This window comes from Microbacterium sp. CFBP 8801 (assembly GCF_014839455.1).
Classification (GTDB): Bacteria; Actinomycetota; Actinomycetes; order Actinomycetales; family Microbacteriaceae; genus Microbacterium.
Window position 1 is genome coordinate 1 of sequence record NZ_JACYNU010000008.1, and the last position, 20,018, is coordinate 20,018.

Sequence of the window (20,018 nt, forward strand, 5' to 3'; positions counted from 1 at the left end):
TCTGAGCCTCCCGCCAAGCCAATCCGGCCGATCACTGGGCGAGCGAGACTCCCGTCCATCGGGCGCGCGCGGCGAGACGAGATGCTCTCGGCATGGAGCTTGGGGCGGTCTGGGGCCAGCGACCTTCGGTCAGGCCCGAAGCAAGGATTCCGAGGGCTTTACCCGCACTCATCGGGCTGACCTACTACTCGTTGCCGCGCGGATGACAAACGCAGCGATCGACGCTAGACGGCCGAAGCTCGGTTGAAGCCGCCCAACACAGCGGATGAAACGGGTGTCCATACTTGGTCGGATCCCTGAGATACACCCAACGACAAGCCCCGATAGAACCTAGCTGCAGGATATCTGCGAGCAGCCCCGTCAAGTACGGCCCCGTGGTGATGAATCCAACCCAGGCGGCCACGAGAAGTCAGCGGTCGACCACATATCAGCCGATCAATCTGACGCTTTCTTCTCGACGTGGGGTTCCGGGCGGTTCGCGCGGCCGAGGCCTTTCGGGTCAGTCGCTATCTGCGAGTGGAAGTCGAGCATCGTGGAGCTGTCGTACCCGTTATCGACCGCGAATCTAGGAACGCGCTTGAGCGTGGGATCCAGCGCGTTCGACACCGCGGTGCTGAGGTTGGTTCCGAGCACGCGAGCGGTTTCTGTCCGACTGCGCAGAGCAAGAACCGCGCCGCGCCATCGGCAGACCGTTCCTACACCAGCTATCAGCGAATGCCTCTCTTTTCGACCGCCTGGTTTGGCCTGATTGTCCGGGCCACTCCGTAGCATCGAGCTGCGAGAACTTTCTTCACTAGTCAAGGCCGAGCTCCGGCCGGTTGCGCCACCTGCGGTGCGTCCGGTCCTCAGCGGCCCCGATAACCACGTGCGCGCCTGCTACCGTGAGCGACATGTCGCGCGCCACGGAACTTGAATCGCGGGAGCCCCGCCTTCTCGAAGAGGTCTTCAAAGTATCGGGAGTCCCGACGCACACCTTCGTGCCTCCTTCCAGCTACGGCCTCCTCAAAGTCGCGTTACGCACGAAAGGCCGAGGAGTGGTCATCGAGGGACCATCCGGAATCGGCAAGTCGACGGCCGTAGAACGCGCGCTCGCTGAACTCGGCCTAAGCGGCCAGGCCACAATGCTAAGCGCACGCAAGACGGGGGACGTCGAGTACATCGCCGAGCTCCCTCAAATCACCTCGCCCGGCATCGTCGTTATCGATGACTTTCACCGACTCGATGAAGCCACCAAGAGCACCATCGCGGACCTACTCAAGGTCTCCGCTGACGCGGAGGACTCGTCGACCAAACTCATCATTCTTGGAATCAATGATGCGGGCCGAGCCCTCATCGAATCTGGCAGTGACGTGGCTAACAGAATCGAGTCGATTCGGTTCGAGTCCGAGGACCCTAAGAAGATTGGCGAGATGATCGCGGCCGGCGAAGCCGCACTGAACGTGACCATCTCGGCTAAACAGAACATCGTCAATAGCGCGCAGGGCAGCTTTTACATTGCCCAACTCCTGGCGTGGAACGCCTGCATCGCAGCAAACGTGACCGAGGAGCTCGCGGAAAATCAGGTAGTGGACACCTCGTACGCTGCTGTTCAACGGGAGGTAGTCAGGAAGCAGAAATTGCGCTTTGGTGACGCCGTCCGTGATTTCGCTCGCGGAACACGTTTTCGGCCCGGCGGCCGCGCACCATACCTTCACGTGCTTCGCTGGCTCGCGGACTCGGACAGCTGGAGTATCCACCTCCCCGCTGAGATGCGTTCACACCCCAGCGAGAAGATCTCGGTTGGAATCGTCCTTGAGCGGGGGTATCTCGAGCTTCTGACGAACAAGCCCGATGTGGCGCGACTTATGCACCTCGACCCCGACACGCAGGTGCTCTCGGTAGAGGACCCGATGTTGATCTACTACCTTCGATCAATCACGTGGGGCGACTTCATTAAGGAAGTCGGCTTTACAAAAGTCGACCACACAGAGACCTACGATGTCGCGTTGACCTTCGCCGGCGAAGATCGGGCATACGCAGAGGAGCTTTACGACGCACTCGAGGACAACGGACATGCAGTCTTCTACGACCTCGCCGAACAACACAGAATTATCGGCGAGGACGTGGAGGCTTACCTCGCACCGATTTACGCGTCGGGGAGTCGATATGTTGTTGCCATCCTCGGCCCGATGTATGGAATGAAACGCTGGACCCTTTTCGAGAGCGAGCAGTACAAAGCGCGTCTGACGTCGGGCCATGTCTTACCTATCTGGTCAACAACCGCGATGCCGACCGCGTTTGACGAGAATCGCAACCGAGGGGGACTAGCGTTCGATCCCGAAGGGAACCTCCGCACCACCGCCGTCGAGCACGCGAGCGTAATTTCGAAGAAGATCGCCGGCTTGTAGCGGGCCGGGAACTCGATTGAGACCAATGAGAACCAGCCATCACCAATGAGCGAGAATTACGCTGGATCACGTGGCAATCGATCACCAAATGACGCCCTCAAAACCGAGTCACACAAATGAAAACTGCGAGGTCACGGGATCAACGCCCGTCGGAGCCACTGGCCCTTTCTCAGGCTTCTGCTGGGAAGGGGCCTTTTTCCTTGCACTGAGGCCGCCCACTCGGCGCTCGCCCTCCCCGGGGCCGAGACTGCCCCGGTTCTGCCCACTCTGGTCCTAGCCCGCTCCAAACCCGTTCCACGTAGCTTTAGGCCGTTGCTCACCGCTCCGCACCTCAGAGCCCCGGCTTCCACCGCGTCGAGAACAGGCCCCATGTCCGCCAACAGGCTGCATAGCGGCCGATCGTCCTGCTCTCGCGGCATCCTGCTCTCGCGGCATCCCCTCTTCTCGACGCAAGCCACCTCGGCCCCGCCCCACCGCGAACCACTCCCCACCGAGCGAGATTCCCCAGGGTGCAGCGCGCGTCGCCAGACAGCGCTACTATTTGTTGACTTTTAGCAAACACCTGGCGCCCGGCTCCGCTCGATCGAGCCGCCCGCCGACCCTTCCCGATGAGGCCCCGATGTCAGACATCACTCGCAATCGCCGCGCGCACACCGCCGGCACCGACACGGTCATGACCCACCGCATGATCATGTTCGTCATCTTCGGCCTCATGGCCGGAATGTTCCTCTCCGCCCTCGACCAGACGGTCGTCGGCACCTCGATCCGCACGATCGGCGACGACCTGCAGGGCTTGAGCCTGCAGGCGTGGGTCACCACCGCCTACCTGATCGTCTCGACGATCTCGACGCCCATCTACGGCAAGCTCTCCGACATCTTCGGACGCCGTCCGTTGTTCCTGATCGCCATCCTGATCTTCATCGTCGGCTCGGTGCTCGCCAGCTTCTCGACCTCGATGGTCGAGCTGGCGGCCTTCCGCGCGATCCAGGGCCTGGGCGCCGGTGGCCTGATGTCGATGCCCCTGGCGATCATGGGCGACATCCTCGCCCCGCGCGAGCGCGCGAAGTACCAGGGCTACTTCCTCGCCGTGTTCGGCATCTCGAGCGTCATCGGTCCGCTCGTCGGCGGCCTGTTCGCCGGTGCCAGCGAGATCCTGTTCATCACCGGATGGCGCTGGGTGTTCCTCATCAACGTGCCGATCGGCATCATGGCGCTGGCCATCGTCTGGCGGTTCCTGCACATCCCCAAGCAGCCGCGCGGGTCGGTGCGCATCGACTGGTGGGGCGCCACCACGGTGATCGTCGCCCTCGTGCCCCTGCTGCTCGTCGCCGAGCAGGGCCGCGAGTGGGGCTGGGGCTCGCCCATCGCCCTCGCCTGCTACGTCATCGGAGCACTCGGCATCCTGGCCTTCGTCATCGCCGAGACGAAGATGAAGGATGACGCGCTCATTCCGCTGAAGCTCTTCCGCTCCCCGACCTTCTCGATGGCGACGGTCATCGGCGTGCTCGTCGGCTTCGGAATGTTCGGCGCGATGCTGACCCTGCCGCTGTACCTGCAGCTCGTGCTGGGCTCCTCTCCCACGCAGAGCGGCCTCGAGATGCTGCCGATGATCCTCGGCCTGATGGTCGCCTCGATCGTCAGCGGACAGCTCATCGCCCGCACCGGCCGCTACCGCATGTTCCCGATCCTCGGCACGCTGCTCATGTCGGTCGGCTTCTTCCTGCTGACGTTCCTCAAGTACGACAGCCCCTACTGGCACGTGGCCATCGCCATGCTCGTCATCGGCCTGGGCCTCGGTCAGCTGATGCAGACGCTCACCATCGCGAGCCAGAACTCGGTCGGCGTGCGCGACATGGGCGTGGCCACGAGCGGGTCGACGTTCTTCCGCCAGATCGGTGGAACGCTGGGGACGGCCGTGCTGCTGTCGCTGCTGTTCACGCTCATGCCCACCAACGTGATCGGCTCGTTCTCGGACCGCGCGACCCTCACCGACGCGCTCGACGCCGCCCTCGACCCCACGGTGTCGTCGGCGCCGGCGAACGAGAAGATCATGTCGACGATCTACGGCCCGATCCTCTCGCAGGTCACCGCGGGCACGACCGCCCAGGTGCAGGCGGGCGTTCAACAGGCGACGGATGCCGCGACCCAGGCGGTCGCCGCTCAGGTCGCCGCCGGGCAGATCCCCGCCTCGGCGCAGGCCGCGGCGACGCAGACCGCCGTCTCGCAAGCCCTCTCGGCCGCGTCGGCGCAGATCCAGCAGCAGGTGCCGGTCGCGCGGATCGGCACCGACGGAACGGTGAGCCTGGACTTCTCGAATGCCGGTGAGCGCGCGGCGTTCGTCGACACGGTGGCGACCACGCTGGAAGACCAGTTCGCGGCGGGCGGCGACACCTCCGCGCTCGGGGGTGCCGCCCTCGACGACACGTCGTTCCTGGTGGGCGCCGATGCGCGACTGACCAAGCCGTTCCTCGTCGGGTTCAACTCGTCGTCGACGACGGTCTACTGGGTCGCGATGTCGGTCGTGCTGCTCGCGTTCGTGCTGTCGCTGTTCTTCCGCACGCCGCCGCTGCGTGCCAAGTCGGCGCTGCAGGAAGCCGCCGACGAGCGCCGCGGCAAGGACGACGAAGACAAGCGCGCCGAAGAGGCCGCCGCGCAGACGGGTGCGCTGATCGCACCCTGACGCGCGTGAGACGACGAAGGGGCGGGGAGTCACGCGGACTCCCCGCCCCTTCGTCGTCGTCAGGCCCGCTCCCGCGCCCGCAGGTCTTTGCGCAGGATCTTGCCCGACGTCGACTTGGGGATGACGTCGATGAACTCCACGCGCCGCACCTTCTTGTGCGGGGCGACCTCCCCGGCCACGAAGGCCTTCACATCGTCCTCGGTCAGCTCACTGCCGGAGCCGACCACCACGAACGCCTTGGGGATCTCCTGCCCGTCGTCGTCGAGCACGCCGATGACCGCGGCATCCTGGATCTGCGGATGCGAGAGCAGCAGGGCCTCGAGCTCGGCGGGGGCGATCTGGTACCCGTGGTACTTGATGAGCTCCTTGAGGCGGTCGACGATCGTGAGGTATCCGTCGACGTGGTGCACGCCGATGTCGCCGGTGTGCAGGAACCCGTCGTCGTCGAGGGTCTCGGCTGTGGCATCCGGTCGATTCAGGTAGCCGAGCATGACGTTCGGCCCGCGCACCCAGATCTCGCCCGGTGCCGTCAGGCCGTCGTCGCCGTGGATCTCGAGTTCGTCGCCCGTCTCGGGGTCGACGAGCTTCGCCTCGACGTTCGGCAGCAGCACGCCCACCGAGCTCACCGGCATGTCTCCGCCGGCGGGGATCGCGTGCGACACCGGGCTGAGCTCGCTCATGCCGTAGCCCTGGAAGAAGCGCGCGCCGATGCGGCGCCCGGCGGTCTCGGCGGTCTCGCCGTCGAGGGGCGCCGCCCCCGAGAACACGCTGTGCACGCTGGAGAGGTCGAACTCGTTGACCAGGGGGTGCTTGGCCAGCGCGACGGCGATGGGCGGCGCGATGAAGAGGAAGGTGCACCGCTGATCCTGCACCGACCGCAGGAACTCCGTCAGGTCGAACCGCGGCATGGTGACCAGGCTCGCCCGCTGCCTCAGGGCGAGGTTCAGCAGCACCGTCATGCCGTAGATGTGGAAGAACGGCAGCACCGCCAGCACCCGGTCGTCGCTCGAGATCTCGATCACGGGCCGGCACTGGTGCACGTTGGCCACGAGGTTGCGGTGCGAGAGCATCACGCCCTTCGGCACCCCGGTCGTCCCCGACGAGTACGGCAGCACGGCCACGTGCGTCGACGGGTCGAAACGCACCTCGGGCGGAATGCGCCCCTCGCCCAGCAGGGAGCGCAGGTCGAGGTGTCCCTCGGCGCCGTCGAGCACGATCACGCGGTCGTCATCGAGTCCCGCGGCCCGGGCGGCGGCGAGCGCCTGCGGCAGCAGCGGCGACACCGTCACGAGCCAGGTCGCCGCCGCGTCGCGCAGCTGCGTCTCGATCTCGCGCGCGGTGTAGAGGGAGTTGATCGTGGTGACGACGGCGCCGAGTCTCAGGATGCCGTGGAACACCGTCGCGAAGGCCGGAACGTTCGGGCAGAGCACGGCGACGACGGTGTCGGTGTCGACCCCGCGTGCGGCGAGAGCCCCGGCGAACCCGTCGACCTGGGCGCGGAGTCCGCCGTAGGTCGTCTCGGCGCCGCTGGCCGGGTCGATCAGGGCGACGCGATCGAGATCGTCGTCGGCGAGCGAGCCGAACAGGTAGTCGTAGATGCTCTGGTCGGGGATGTCGATCGGCGGGAAGGGGCTCTGGTACACGGTTCTCTCCTTCGAAAACGGTACGGCCGGAAACGGTACGGCGAGGTGCGGTGCGTTCATCCTGACAGCGGACGATGGCCCTGTCACCCGATGACGCCGAGCAGCACTCCCCCGGCGGCCCCGACGAGCACCACGGCCCAGGCCGGTGCCCGGAACGCCGTCAGCAGCACGAACCCGAGCGCCGCGAGGACGAGCGGCCCGGGCCCGGTCACCGCGGTAGTGAAGACGGGGCTGTAGAGCGCCGCGGCCAGAATGCCGACGACCGCCGCATTCGCCCCGCGCATCGCCGCGCGGACGCGGGGTCTCCCCCGCAGGGCGTCCCAGAAGGGCAGTACCCCCACGAGCACGAGGAAACCGGGCACGAAGATCGCGAGCAGCGCGATCGCGGCTCCCGCGACACCGCCCGGTCCGACGTCCGACACGGCGCCGAGGTAGGCGGCGAAGGTGAAGAGCGGGCCGGGCACGGCCTGCGCGGCGCCGTACCCGGTGAGGAAGACCTCGGGCGACACCCAACCGGTCTGGACGACCGCGGCCTGCAGAAGGGGCAGCACGACGTGGCCGCCGCCGAACACTAGCGCCCCGGAGCGGAAGAACGCGTCGGCGAGCGCGGCGGTGCCCGAGCCCGTCAGCGCGACCAGGACCGGAAGCCCGACCAGGCCGGCGACGGCGAGCACGAGGCAGACGACCGCCACCCGGCGCGACACACCGAACGGCGCGAGAGCGGCCGCGGGCGGCTCGGCGACACCGCGCAGCAGCCACAGGCCCGCGACGACCCCGATGACCAGCGCGCCGATCTGCCCGAGTGCGCCGGGCGCGATGAGAGCCACCGCCAGAGCGATGACGGCGATGCCCGCGCGGCGGGCGTCGGGGGTCAGGGTGCGCGCCATGCCCCACACCGCGTGGGCGACGATGGCGACCGCGATGATCTTCAGCCCCGAGAGCACGCCGTCGCCGACGGGACCGCCCACGAGTGACGCGCCCGCGGCGAAGGCGACCAGGATCACGGCCGAGGGCAGCGTGAAGGCCACGAACGCGGCGAGCGCGCCGAGCATCCCGGCGCGCTGCAGACCCATCGCGAAGCCCACCTGGCTCGACGCCGGCCCCGGGAGGAACTGGCAGAGCGCCACGAGGTCGGCGTAGGCGCGGTCGTCCATCCACCGCCGCCGCGCGACGAGATCGTCGCGGAAGTACCCGAGGTGGGCGACCGGCCCGCCGAACGAGGTCAGCCCCAGGCGCAGGAAGGCGAGGAACACCTCGCTCACGCGTCCCGGTCGTTGCATGGCCGGATCCTCTCGCCCCGGGGGAAACACCGGGTGAACCGTTACGTCAGCGGCACCCGCAGCAGGTCGTCGACCAGACGCAGGGTGAGGGCGGTGAGGTCCTGATCCGCGGAGACGTCGGCGCCGAGCACCGCGTCGCGGAAGCGCTCCACCTCGGCCACCATCGGGTTGGCGGCAGCTACGACGTCGATGACCTGCGGCTCGGCGTCGCGGGGCGTGATCGTCAGGCGTCTCGGGGCGTCGATCGCATCGATCGAGAGCGAGGCCGTCTCGCCCTGGATCTCGCTGGGCAGTGCCGTGTCGGTGATCTTCGACCAGGCGACGTCGGCGACGAACCCGTCGTAGGCGGCGAGCGCGCTGCCCAGCCCGTCGGTGCCCGAGGCGATGCCGACGCGCACGCCGTGAATGCTCCGCGGCGCCCCGAGAAGCCGCACGAGGGCGTGCAGCGGGTACACGCCCAGGTCGCGCAGGGCGCTGCCCCCGAGCGCGGGATCGAAGATGTTCGTCTGCTCCCCGGCGAGCACGTGGTCGTACCGCGCGGAGCGCTTCTCGTAGCGCAGCGAGACGCGGCGGAGGGTCCCCAGCCGCGGCAGGGCGTCGCGCACGGCGGCCAGCCCCGGGTCGTACGCCGTGCGCATCGCCTCGAGCAGCACGACGCCGCGGGAACGGGCGTGCGCGACCGCGGCATCCCAGTCCGCTGCCGTCAGCACGGCCGGCTTCTCGACGAGCACCGGGATGCCGGCCTCCACGGCCGTCCGCACCTGTTCCGCGTGCAGCGCGTTGGGGCTCGCGAGGTAGACGGCGTCGACGTCGGCGGCCGCGAGCAGGTCGTCGAGGCCGACGGCGGTCCCGGGCGCGCCGACCGCGTCGGCGAACTCCCGCGCGCGTCGGGGGTCGCGCGAGGCGACGCGCGAGACCTCGATGCCCTCGACCTCCGCCACCGCCCCGGCGAGACGCTCGGAGATGGTGCTGGTGCCGACGATGCCGATGCGGATCATGCCCCCATTGTCGCGCGAGTCCTCGCGCCCGCCCTCGCACCCGTCCTCGCGCCCGTCGAAACCGTTCATCGGCGCCGTGAACCGTCCCGATAGGATCGGCGCGAATCGCCACCCGAGCCCGAGGCACCATGACCACCACCCGAGCCCAGCACCGTCGCCGCTCCTCGAGACGCGTCCGTGCCCGCCGCACGCTCTTCGCCGCCGTCGCGGTCGCGGTCATCGCCGCCGGCGTCACCGCTCTCGCTCTGACCCGCGGGCCCGCCGCCCCACCCGTCGCCGACGAGACCGCCGTGGTCGAGACCCCCACGAGCACCCCGACGCCGACCCCGCCGGCGCTGAGCGCCGCCCAGCAGCTGCTCGCCACCTCGACCGACGCGAGAGCCTGCGCGGTGTCGTACGAGGGAGAAGGCATCGAGATCGCCCCCGTGCTGCAGACCGAGGGCAACCGGTACCAGGGCCTGCCGATCCCCCGGACCGCCGGTCGAGTGTTCGCCGGGTGGTACGCCGCGGCCACCGACGCCGCCGCACTGAACCTCTCCGCGCGACTGAACGGCGCCGACCTGGTGTCGTGCACCGATCGCGAGCGCACGCTGCACGCCGGGTGGACCTCCCCCGAGGCGAACACGGCCGAGGCCGCCGGCATCCCGATCCTGATGTACCACCAGTTCACGCGGAACCCGCAGGGCGAAGACACCTGGCTGCGTCTGAACTACGCCTACGTCGGCGACTTCGACGCGCAGATGGCGTACATCCAGCAGTCCGGCTTCTACCTGCCCACGTGGGACGAGCTGAGCGCGTTCATCGACGGCGCCCTGTACCTGCCGAAGCACTCCGTCATCATCACCGACGACGACGCCGACAGCTCCTGGCTCGAGCTCGCCGCACCGATCGTCGACGGGCGCAACCTGCTCACGACCTCGTTCGTCATCACCTCTTCGCGCACCGAGCCCACCCCGAACCAGTTCGTGCTGCAGCGCCCGCACACCCACGACCTGCACCGTGCCGGGGCCAACGGCAAGGGCCGCATGGTCAACGACGACGTCGACACGATCGCTGCAGACCTCGAGAAGTCCGCCGAGATCCTGGGCGCGAAAGAAGTGGTGGCCTACCCGTTCGGTCACTACAACGACACGACGAAAGAGGCGGTACGAAAGGCCGGCTTCGAGATGGGGCGCACCGTCGAGCAGGGGTACGTGCGCATCGGCACCGACAAGCTCGCCCTGCCGGTCGTCCGGATGAACTACGGAATGACCGTCGATGACCTGAAGGGGTACATCGGCTGATCAGGATGCCGATTCCCGACGTTTCCGAGGGGATTCCCGTGCTTCGCAGGGGTGGGCATCCGCAGTCTCCCAGGTAACTCGGCCACAATGCCAAATTGAGCACGCGTCGGCCGGTCTACGCTGTGTACTTCTGTCTCACCGAGAAAACGCGAGCACCTATGGACCTTTCCGTCATCGTTCCGACCTTCAATGAGGGTCCGAACGTCGCCGAACTCGTCCGTCGTACGACGCAGGCGCTTCTCGGTCGCGACGTCGAGATCATCTTCGTCGACGATTCGACCGACGACACCCCCGACATCATCCGCGCCGTCGCCGCAGCCGCGCACGTTCCGGTGCGTCTCATCCACCGCGACGACCCCGTCGGAGGCCTCGGCGGCGCCGTCGTCGACGGCATCCGAGCCGCTGCGGCGGACTACTGCGTCGTCATGGACGGCGACCTGCAGCACCCGCCCGAGGTCATCGCCGAACTCCTCGACCGGGTCGAGGTCGGCGACGCCGACGTGGTCGTGGCCTCGCGCTACATCGCGGGCGGCACCTCCGACGGGCTCGCCAACGCGGTGCGCACCACGGTCTCGCGCGCGTCGACCCTGCTGACCAAGTCGATGTTCCCGAAGAAGCTGCACAACTGCTCCGACCCCATGACGGGCTTCTTCCTCATCGACCGTCGCTCGCTCGACCTCGAAGAACTGCACCCGCGCGGCTTCAAGATCCTGCTCGAGATCCTCGCCCGCAAGCAGATGCGCGTGGCCGAGGTCCCCTTCTCGTTCGCGCCGCGCTTCGCCGGTGAATCCAAGGCCTCGTTCAGCCAGGGAATGCGCTTCCTCACGCAGCTGACCATGCTGCGCTTCGGCCGCATGTCGGCGTTCGCCCTGGTCGGCGGCATCGGCGCGGTGGCCAACCTCGCGATCATGTGGGCCCTGGTGGCCGTGCACGTCGAATACATCCTCGCCGCGGTCATCGCCAGCGTCATCACCATCGTCGCCAACTTCCTCGCGCTCGAGTACCTCGTGTTCGCCGACATGCGGGCCGAGTCGGGGCTCATGCGCCACCGGTTCGTCAAGTCGTTCGCGTTCAACGGCGTCGAGGCGATCGTGCGCATCCCCGTCATCGCGATCCTCGTCGAGCGCGCGCACATGCCCAGCGTCATCGCGGCCGCCCTCACGCTGGTCGCGGCATTCGTGGTGCGCTTCGTCTTCCACGCCCTCGTCGTCTACGCGCCCAAGAAGAGCCGCGTGGGCAAGGCGGTGCGGGCCGTCGAGCCGCTCGAAGACGAACTGACGGCCTGATCCGATCGGCGCTCGTCGCCGTGCGGCGGCGTACGCTGGAAGCATGTCCAGCGAAGCTCCCATCCGTATGTTCGGCGCCGACTGGTGCCGTGACTGCATCCGCACCAAGAAGCAGCTCGACGAGCTCGGCGTCGCGTACGAGTACGTCGACCTCGTGGCCGACCCGGCCGCGGCCGACGTCGCGAAAGAGATCTCCGGGCGTACGAGCATCCCGGTGGTGCTGTACCCCGACTCCAGCCACCACGTCGAGCCCTCGAACGCCGACGTCGAGGCCAAGCTCCGCGAGCTGTCGCTGATCTGACCGGGGTCGGCATGACCCTCGCCACCGCGCGTCCCACCCGCCGCGCGCTCACCGGCGTCGCCGGCACGGCGCTTCCCGCCTTCGTCGATCACCACGTGCATCTGCACCTGATCGACCCGGAGGGGTTGGCGGCGCGCGGCATCGCCGGGGTCGTCGACCTCGGCGGCGATCCGGTGGCCCTCGCCCGTCGCACGACGGGCCTGCCCCGCGTCGCCTACGCGGGAGCCTTCCTGACAGCGCCCGGCGGGTATCCGCGTGGCCGGGGATGGGCTCCGGATGCCATCGTGCGCGACGTCTGGGACGCCTCTCTGCATCCGGGAGTCGTCGGGGGCGCACGCACGGCGGTCGACGAGCAGGCGGACGCCGGTGCATCGGTGATCAAGATCGCCCTGCACGCCGACGCGGGACCGGTGGTGAGCGACGACGTGCTCGCCGCCGTCATCGTGGCCGCCGCCGAACACGGTCTCGCCGTCGTCGCCCACGCGCAGGGTGCGGGGCAGGTCGACCGTGCGGTCGAGGCCGGCGTGTCGGCCCTGGCGCACACCCCCTTCGACGCCCCCGTCTCGCGCCGCCTGGTCTCGCGCGCCGTCACGGCGGGACAGGCGTGGATCTCGACCCTCGACATCCATCGCGGCGCCGCACGCGATCACGCGGTCGCCAACCTCCGTGCCTTCGCCGCCCGTGGCGGACGCGTGCTGTACGGCACCGACCTCGGCAACGGCGCGTTGCCGGTCGGTCTCAATCGCCGCGAACTCCTCGCCCTGCACGAGGCCGGCGTGCGCGGTGATGCGCTGATCGCCGCTCTCGCCGACCCGTGGCCCGCCACCGTCCCCGATGAGGCCGTGTCGACGTTCGTCGCCGGTCCCGCCCCCACCGACCCCGACGACGTGCCGACCTGGCTCAGCCGCGGAACGGTCGTCCCCACCGAGGAGCTCCCCCGTGCCGACTGATTCCGCTCTCGACACCGAAGCCGCCGCCCTCGACGCCGCCGACCCCCTCGCGGCGCATCGCGACGCCTTCGTCGGCGCCGAGAGCCCGCTGGTGTACTTCGACGGCAACTCGCTCGGACGACCGCCCCGCGCCACCGCCGACCGACTGGCGCGGTTCGTGACCGACGAGTGGGGCGGTCGCCTCATCCGCGGGTGGGACGAGGCGTGGATGGAGCTGCCGTTCGTCATCGGCGACCGGATCGGCGCGTCGACCCTGGGCGCGGCGGGCGGCCAGACGGTGATCGGCGATTCCACCACCGTGCTGCTCTACAAGTTGCTGCGCGCCGCCCTCGACGCGCAGATGACCACCGACGCGAACCGCGTCGAGATCGTCGTCGGGCGCGACGACTTCCCCACCGATCGCTACCTCGTCGAGGGGATCGCCGCCGAACGGGGTGCTCGGGTGGTGTGGGTCGAGGTCGACACCGCCCGGGGAGTGGATGCCGACCTGCTCCGCGCCGTCGTGGGCCCGCGCACGGCCGTGGTGCTGCTGAGCCACGTGTCGTACCGTTCCGGGTTCCTCGCCGACGGTGCCGGTCTCACCGCGATCGCCCACGACGCCGGCGCCCTCGTGCTGTGGGACCTCTGCCACTCGGCGGGTTCCGTGCCGGTGGAGCTCGACGCCTGGGGTGCCGACCTCGCCGTGGGCTGCACGTACAAGTACCTGAACGGCGGGCCGGGGTCTCCGGCGTTCGCCTACGTCGCCGCCCGGCACCAGTCGACGCTCACCCAGCCGGTCCAGGGGTGGATGGGAGCGGCCGACGTCTTCTCGATGGGGCCGCTCTACCGCCCCGCCGACGGCATGCGTCGGTTCCTGTCGGGGACGCCTCCGGTGCTGGCGATGATCGCCCTGCAGGACACCCTCGATCTTCTCGAGCAGGCCGGCATCGCGGCGGTGCGCGCCAAGTCCGTCGCCCTCACCGAATTCGCGCTGCGCGTGGCCGACGGCATCCTGAGTCCGCTGGGCGTGCGGCTCGCCTCGCCCCGCGACCCCGCCGACCGCGGCGGCCACCTCACGCTCTCGCACCCGTCGATGCGCGCCGTGACCGCACGGCTCTGGGCCGACGACGTCATCCCCGACTACCGCGACCCGCACGGGCTGCGCATCGGACTGTCGCCCCTGTCGACGAGCTTCGCCGAGACGCTCGCCGGCATGCGTGCGATCGCCGCCGCCGTCGCCCGCGAGGGGTGAGGACTCCGCATCGGGCTGTCGCGGTTCCCGGCCGGGACTCGGACGCTCGCGAGGGATAGCCTCGGACGGTGATCGATCCCCTCCTCGCCATCGTCGCGGGCGTCGTGGTCGTCGCGCTGGTGACGGTCATCGCTCCCCGCTTCAACGTCGCGGGCCCGCTCGTGCTGCTCGCCATCGGCGCGGCCGTGAGCCTGCTGCCGTTCGTCCCCGCCTTCGCGGTCGACCCCGAGGTGATCCTCATCGGGGTGCTCCCACCCCTGCTGTACTCGGCCGCGGTGCAACTGCCCGCCATCGAGTTCCGCCGCGACTTCGCCCCGATCGCCGGGCTGTCGGTGCTGCTCGTCGTCTTCAGCTCGATCGTTCTGGGGCTGTTCTTCTGGGCGGTGGTCCCCGGGCTCGGCCTCGCTCTGGGCATCGCGCTCGGGGCGATCCTCAGTCCCACCGACGCCGTGGCGACCTCCATCGCCAAGCGCCTCGGCATCTCGCCCCGCGTGGTGACCATGCTCGAGGGCGAGAGCCTGCTCAACGACGCCACCGCCCTGGTGCTCCTGCGCACGGCGGTCGCCGCCGTGGCATCCGGGTTCGCGTTCGCCGACGCCCTCGCCAACTTCGCGTGGGCCGTCGTGCTCGCCCTGGTGCTCGGCGCCGTCGTCGGCTGGGTGAACCTGCGCGTGCGCGAGCGCGTCACCAACTCCGCCGCCAACACCGCGCTGAGCTTCGCCATCCCGTTCATCGCGTACCTGCCCACCGAGCACCTCGGTGGCTCCGGTCTGGTGGCCGCGGTGGTCGCCGGCATCGTCACGGGCCAGGGCGCCGCCCGGCGGTTCACCCCCGAGCAGCGCATGAGCGACCGGCTGAACTGGCGCACGATCGAGCTGATCCTCGAGGGCGGCGTCTTCCTGGTGTTCGGGCTCGAGCTGAAAGACATCGTCACCAGCAACCTGCGCGAGCACGAGGGCCTGTGGCACGGCACCTGGCTCGCCCTGTCGGCCCTCGGCATCGCTCTCGTCGTGCGCGGCCTGTACGTGTCGGGTCTCGTCTGGGTGCAGGGCCGCCGCAGTCACGGCCTCTGGCGTCACCAGGACCGCGTCGAGAACGCGCAACAGCGCCTCGACGACTTCGAAGAGGCGTACCACGCGGGTGAGCTCGACACGCAGGGTCGAGCCGACGACCCGGCGCGTGCCGCGCGGCGCATCGGCTGGATGCGCACGCGCATCTCGCGCACCATGGCCGACCTCGACTACTACCGCGACACGCCCCTGGGCGCGCGGCACGGCACGGTGATCGTGTGGGCGGGCATGCGCGGGGTCGTCACGCTGGCCGCCGCCCAGACGCTGCCCGAAGACACGACTCAGCGACCGCTGCTGATCTTCGTGGCCTTCCTGGTCGCGCTCTTCAGCCTGGTGCTGCAGGGCATCACGCTGCCCGCGGTGGTGCGGACGGTCGGGCTGGCCGGGGAAGGCGGCCAGGGACCGTCACGGGAGGAGCAGCGCGCGCTCGACGCCGAGCTGCGCGACGCCGCGATCGCCGCCGTGCAGTCGGGAACCCTCACCCGACGCGACGGCGGCACCTTCCCCGCCGAGATGGTCGAACGCGCCGGAGCGCGGCTCACCCGGCCGCCCGACGACGAGGCGACCAGCCGGGTGCGCGACCTGCTGGAGCTGCGCCTGGCGTCGCTGGATGCCATGCGCCGACGACTCGACCGCCTCAGCCGTGACGGCCGGTACAGCACCGCCGCCCTGCGCCACGCCCTGGCCGAGCTCGACGCCGACCAGCTGAGCCTGGAGCTGCGCATCGACGACGGCACCGACGACTGATCCCGGCCCCCAACCCCCGCGGGAGTCGCGAGGATGTGTCGCTTTCGGCACGCCGACGCGACAATTCTCGGCGACTCGCGCGGGGGGTGGGGCTGGAATAGGCGCGACGGCTGGTGGGTTCTCCCCCAGGCGCCTGCGGTCACCGCGAAAGCCGTGGTGACTCGACGGCGGGAGAGAAGTTCGTTCATGAGCAGGTTCACCGGCAAAGTCGCACTCGTCACCGGTGGGGGCAGCGGCATCGGCGCGGAGATCGCGCGGGAACTCGCCGAAGAAGGCGCCTCGGTCGTGGTCACCGACATCAACCGCGAGGCGGCTGACGCCGTCGTCGCGCAGATCACCGACGCGGGCGGATCGGCTGCCGCCTTCGCCCAGAACACGGCGAAGTGGCAGGACTCCGAAGCCGCCGTCGCCTTCGCGAAGGAGACGTTCGGCGCCCTTCACCTGGCGGTGAACAACGCCGGCATCGGCGCCGCCCCGCAGAACATCGGCGACTACGACATCGAGGCGTGGGACCGCGTGCGCGCGGTCGACCTCGACGGCGTCTTCTACGGCCTCCGGTTCCAGCTGCCCGCGATCGTCGAGGCCGGTGGCGGCGCCATCGTGAACATGGCCTCCGTCCTCGGATCGGTCGGCATCGCCCAGAACGCGGCGTACGTCGCCAGCAAGCACGCCCTGGTCGGCCTGACGAAGGTCGCCGCGCTCGAGTACACCGCGCAGGGCGTGCGCACCAACGCCGTCGGCCCCGGGTTCATCGACACCCCGCTCGTGCGCTCGAGCCTGTCGCCCGAGGCCCTCACCCACCTCGAGAACGAGCACGCGACGGGTCGCCTGGGCACCGACGCCGAAGTGGCCGCGCTGACGCTGTTCCTGCTGAGCGACGCCGCTTCGTTCATCTCGGGCAGCTACCACCTCGTCGACGGCGGGTACTCGGCCCACTGAGCCGACCGCTCCCGGGCCCGTCGCGCGTCGCGGCGGGCCCGGGGTGCGTCCGGCACGGCGAGGCCTGTCCCCCGATGGCTGGACGGAGGGCGTCCGGGCAGCCGTTTCCCGCAAGAACCGGACACCGACACGAGAGTGCGCCGGGGCGAGCTGACTGATTCCTCGCGGCGTACGGCACAATGGTGACGGAGGTTTCCATGAGCGATCCGATCCCGACGATGCCGTCATCTGCGGATGCCGCCGGGACCAGCCCCGTGCCCCTCGTGCACGCCGCGGCCGAGTGCCCGAAGTGCTTCACCGAGCTGCAGAGCGACCGTGACTGGTGGCGTGCCCGCCCCGCGGGCTCACGCCTGGTGGGGCTGGTCGTCTCGCGCCCCGACATGCCGACGGTGGTGCAGCAGCGCGACGACCTCACACGCTTCGGTGTGCCGATCGAGGGATTCCGCCACCCCGCGCCCGAAACGCTCGAGGGGTGGGCGAAGCGGCTGGACCGGTTCTTCGGAACCCTCACGCACGGGGACGTGCTCGTGGTCGCGAGCGTCCACGCCCTCGGTCTCACACGCGAAGACGAGACGCGCGCGGTCGCCGACCTGCGCCGCCGCGGAGTGATGGTGAAGGTGCTGCCGCACGGCGACCGTCACCTGCACGACGCGTCGCTCACCGCACCCGCCTGACGCGGGCGGCGCCCCGCGTCTGTCGGACGCGGGCAGCGCATCGCATCCGTTCGCGCGCGGTCCCGCCCGTCGGGCGGAGCCTCACGACTCGCGTTCGGTCGACGTGGGCCCGCGCGTCACTCCCCGACGTACCGCGCCAGATACTCGCCAGTGAGCGTCGAGCGGGCAGTGACCAGGTCGGCCGGCGTGCCCTCGAACACCACGGTGCCGCCGTCGTGACCGGCGCCCGGTCCCAGGTCGATGATCCAGTCGGCGTGCGCCATCACGGCCTGATGGTGCTCGATGACGACGACCGTGTTGCCGGCGTCGACGAGGTGGTCGAGCAGCCCGAGCAGAGTGTCGACATCGGCCAGGTGCAGACCCGTCGTGGGCTCGTCGAGCACGTAGACGGCCCCCGACTTGGCCATCGAGATCGCCAGCTTGAGACGCTGACGCTCACCGCCCGAGAGCGTGTTGAGGGCCTGACCGAGCGTCAGGTACCCGAGGCCGACGTCGTTCAGACGAGCAAGGACCGCGACGGCCGGTCCGGTGACGAGGAACTCCGCCGCCTCGGCGACCGACAGCGCCAGCACCTCGGCGATGTTCTTGCCGTCGAGGGTGTACTCGAGCACGGCGTCGGAGAAGCCCGTTCCCCCGCAGAGTTCGCACACGGTCTCGACGGTCGATTGGAACCCGAGCTCGGTCACGATGACCCCCAGGCCCTTGCAGGCGACGCATGCTCCCTCGGAGTTGGCGCTGAAGAGCGCCGGCTTCACGCCGTTGGCCTTGGCGAACGCCGCGCGCACCGCGTCAAGGATGCCCGTGTAGGTCGCCGGGCTGCTGCGGCGCGAGCCCTTGATCGCCGATTGGTCGACGACGACGACGTCGTCGAACGACGGCAGGTGGCCGTGGATGAGCGAGGACTTGCCCGACCCCGCGACCCCGGTCACGACGGTCAGGACGCCGCGGGGCACGTCGACGTCGACGCCCCGCAGGTTGTGGTCGACGGCTCCGCGGATGGACAGGGCGCCGGTCGCCGCGCGCACCGCCGGCTTCAGCCGTGCGCGGTGGTCGAGGAACCGGCCGGTCAGGGTGTCGGAGGAGCGGAGCCCCGCGACGTCGCCCTCGTACTGCACCCGGCCCCCGTCGCGCCCGGCGCGCGGGCCCAGATCGACGACGTGGTCGGCGATGTCGATGACCTCGGGCTTGTGCTCGACGACGAGCACCGTGTTGCCCTTGTCGCGCAGCTGCAGGAGGGTCTCGTTCATGCGCTGGATGTCGTGGGGGTGGAGTCCCGCCGTGGGCTCGTCGAAGACGTAGGTGATGTCGCTGAGGCTCGAGCCGAGATGCCGGATCATCTTGGTGCGCTGGGCCTCGCCACCCGAGAGCGTGCCGCTCGCGCGATCGAGCGACAGGTAACCCAGACCGATGCGCACGAAGGCGTCGAGGGTGTCGCCCAGCCCCTCGACGAGGGGCGCCACGGAGGAGTCGTCGATCGTCCGCACCCAGGCCGCGAGGTCGGTGATCTGCATGGCGGCGGCATCGGCGATGTTCACGTCGCCGATGCGCGAGGAGCGGGCGCCGTCGTTCAGCCGTGTTCCCGCACACGCCGGGCACGCGACGAAGGTGACGGCGCGATCGACGAAGGCCCGCACGTGCGGCTGCAGGGCGTCGCGGTCTTTCTGCAGCATGCTCTTCGTGATCTTGGGAACGAGTCCCTCGTAGGTCATGTTGGTGTTCGCGATGCGGACCTTGGTCTGCTCTTTGTAGAAGAAGTCGTGACGTTGCTGCGCCGAGTACTGCTCGATCGGGGTGTCGGCGTCGACGAACCCCGACTCGCTGAACACGCGCACCATCCAGCCGTCGGCGGTGTATCCCGGAACGAGGATGGCGCCCGCGTTCAGCGACAGCGTCTTGTCGACGAGCTGGTCGAGGTCGATGTCGCTGACCTTGCCGAGCCCCTCGCACTCGGGGCACATGCCCCCGGTGATCTCGAACGAGCGTCGCTCTTTCTGGCCCTTGCGGGCGCCCCGGGCGACGGTCACGGCCCCCGCGCCCGAGATCGACGGGACGTTGAACGAGAACGCCTGCGACGACCCGACGTGCGGCTGCCCCAGACGGCTGAAGAGCATGCGCAGCATGGCGTGCACGTCGGTGGCGGTGCCCACCGTCGAGCGGGCGTTGGCGGTCATGCGCTCTTGGTCGACGCGGATGGTCGCGCTGAGGTTCTCGAGCGCGTCGACGTCGGGCCGCGAGAGCTGACCCATGAACTGCTGCACGAACGTGGGATAGGTCTCGTTGATGAGCCGCTGCGACTCGGCGGCGATCGTCCCGAAGACGAGCGACGATTTGCCCGAGCCGCTCACTCCGGTGAACACCGTGAGCCGACGCTTGGGAACGTCGAGGTCGACGCCCTTCAGGTTGTTCTCGCGCGCGCCGCGCACGCGGATGACGTCGTGCGCATCGGGGACGGGGTCGCTCATGCGGCGCTCCTTCGAGGATCGGCCCCGGGTGGGCCGCCCCCAGTGTGGCGCAGACCCCCGACATCCGCGAGGATCCCCGCACGCCGG

The 20,018-nt window shown here is 69.4% G+C and carries 15 protein-coding genes; 10 read left to right on the top strand and 5 right to left on the bottom strand.

Annotation, left to right across the window (positions count from 1 at the left end):
- Positions 1–435: 435 nt before the first annotated feature.
- Positions 436–771: a DUF1643 domain-containing protein gene (locus IFR11_RS16365; protein ID WP_244630720.1), complete on the bottom strand. Its 336-nt coding sequence runs from the start codon at positions 769–771 to the stop codon at positions 436–438.
- A gap of 119 nt (positions 772–890) precedes the next feature.
- Here IFR11_RS16365 and IFR11_RS10660 point away from each other — a divergent pair, with 119 nt between their 5' ends.
- Entirely contained in the window at positions 891–2,387 is a 1,497-nt protein-coding gene (locus IFR11_RS10660; RefSeq protein WP_191916137.1) for a TIR domain-containing protein, read from the top strand.
- A gap of 619 nt (positions 2,388–3,006) precedes the next feature.
- A complete protein-coding gene (locus IFR11_RS10665) occupies positions 3,007–5,067 on the top strand; it encodes an MDR family MFS transporter (RefSeq protein WP_244630721.1) in 2,061 nt (686 codons plus the stop codon).
- A 59-nt stretch (positions 5,068–5,126) separates the two neighbouring features.
- Here IFR11_RS10665 and IFR11_RS10670 read toward each other — a convergent pair whose 3' ends face one another.
- The 3 genes from IFR11_RS10670 to IFR11_RS10680 form a co-directional block, all read right to left on the bottom strand.
- A complete protein-coding gene (locus tag IFR11_RS10670; protein ID WP_191916138.1) occupies positions 5,127–6,710 on the bottom strand; it encodes an AMP-binding protein in 1,584 nt (527 codons plus the stop codon).
- A gap of 83 nt (positions 6,711–6,793) precedes the next feature.
- Complete coding sequence (gene chrA / locus IFR11_RS10675) at positions 6,794–7,990, bottom strand: chromate efflux transporter (protein ID WP_191916139.1); 1,197 nt, start codon at positions 7,988–7,990, stop codon at positions 6,794–6,796.
- A gap of 41 nt (positions 7,991–8,031) precedes the next feature.
- The gene (locus tag IFR11_RS10680) at positions 8,032–8,988 is read right to left on the bottom strand and encodes a Gfo/Idh/MocA family protein (RefSeq protein WP_191916140.1); all 957 of its coding nucleotides are present in this window, start codon (positions 8,986–8,988) and stop codon (positions 8,032–8,034) included.
- 128 nt (positions 8,989–9,116) lie between these two features.
- Here IFR11_RS10680 and IFR11_RS10685 point away from each other — a divergent pair, with 128 nt between their 5' ends.
- The 8 genes from IFR11_RS10685 to IFR11_RS10720 all read left to right on the top strand — a co-directional run bounded on the left by IFR11_RS10685 (position 9,117) and on the right by IFR11_RS10720 (position 17,469).
- Entirely contained in the window at positions 9,117–10,271 is a 1,155-nt protein-coding gene (locus tag IFR11_RS10685) for a polysaccharide deacetylase family protein (RefSeq protein ID WP_191916141.1), read from the top strand.
- A 158-nt stretch (positions 10,272–10,429) separates the two neighbouring features.
- Positions 10,430–11,557, top strand: coding sequence for a glycosyltransferase (locus IFR11_RS10690; protein ID WP_055831824.1), 1,128 nt, complete (start codon positions 10,430–10,432; stop codon positions 11,555–11,557).
- A gap of 43 nt (positions 11,558–11,600) precedes the next feature.
- Complete coding sequence (locus IFR11_RS10695) at positions 11,601–11,858, top strand: glutaredoxin family protein (RefSeq protein WP_055831826.1); 258 nt, start codon at positions 11,601–11,603, stop codon at positions 11,856–11,858.
- 11 nt (positions 11,859–11,869) lie between these two features.
- Positions 11,870–12,808 carry a hypothetical protein gene (locus tag IFR11_RS10700; protein ID WP_191916142.1) on the top strand — a complete coding sequence of 313 codons (939 nt, stop codon included), beginning with the start codon at positions 11,870–11,872 and terminating at the stop codon, positions 12,806–12,808.
- A complete protein-coding gene (locus tag IFR11_RS10705; protein ID WP_342030287.1) occupies positions 12,798–14,039 on the top strand; it encodes a kynureninase in 1,242 nt (413 codons plus the stop codon). Before IFR11_RS10700 ends, IFR11_RS10705 begins: the two co-directional genes overlap by 11 nt.
- 68 nt (positions 14,040–14,107) lie before the next feature.
- Positions 14,108–15,856: a cation:proton antiporter gene (locus IFR11_RS10710; RefSeq protein WP_342030288.1), complete on the top strand. Its 1,749-nt coding sequence runs from the start codon at positions 14,108–14,110 to the stop codon at positions 15,854–15,856.
- A 186-nt stretch (positions 15,857–16,042) separates the two neighbouring features.
- Complete coding sequence (locus tag IFR11_RS10715; protein ID WP_055935692.1) at positions 16,043–16,795, top strand: SDR family NAD(P)-dependent oxidoreductase; 753 nt, start codon at positions 16,043–16,045, stop codon at positions 16,793–16,795.
- Positions 16,796–16,992: 197 nt separating this feature from the next.
- Positions 16,993–17,469 (top strand): hypothetical protein, encoded by a 477-nt coding sequence (locus tag IFR11_RS10720; RefSeq protein WP_055831833.1) that lies wholly within the window; start codon positions 16,993–16,995, stop codon positions 17,467–17,469.
- A gap of 116 nt (positions 17,470–17,585) precedes the next feature.
- Here IFR11_RS10720 and IFR11_RS10725 read toward each other — a convergent pair whose 3' ends face one another.
- Positions 17,586–19,931, bottom strand: a complete 2,346-nt coding sequence (locus IFR11_RS10725) for an ATP-binding cassette domain-containing protein (RefSeq protein ID WP_191916144.1) — start codon at positions 19,929–19,931, stop codon at positions 17,586–17,588.
- Positions 19,932–20,018 lie beyond the last annotated feature (87 nt).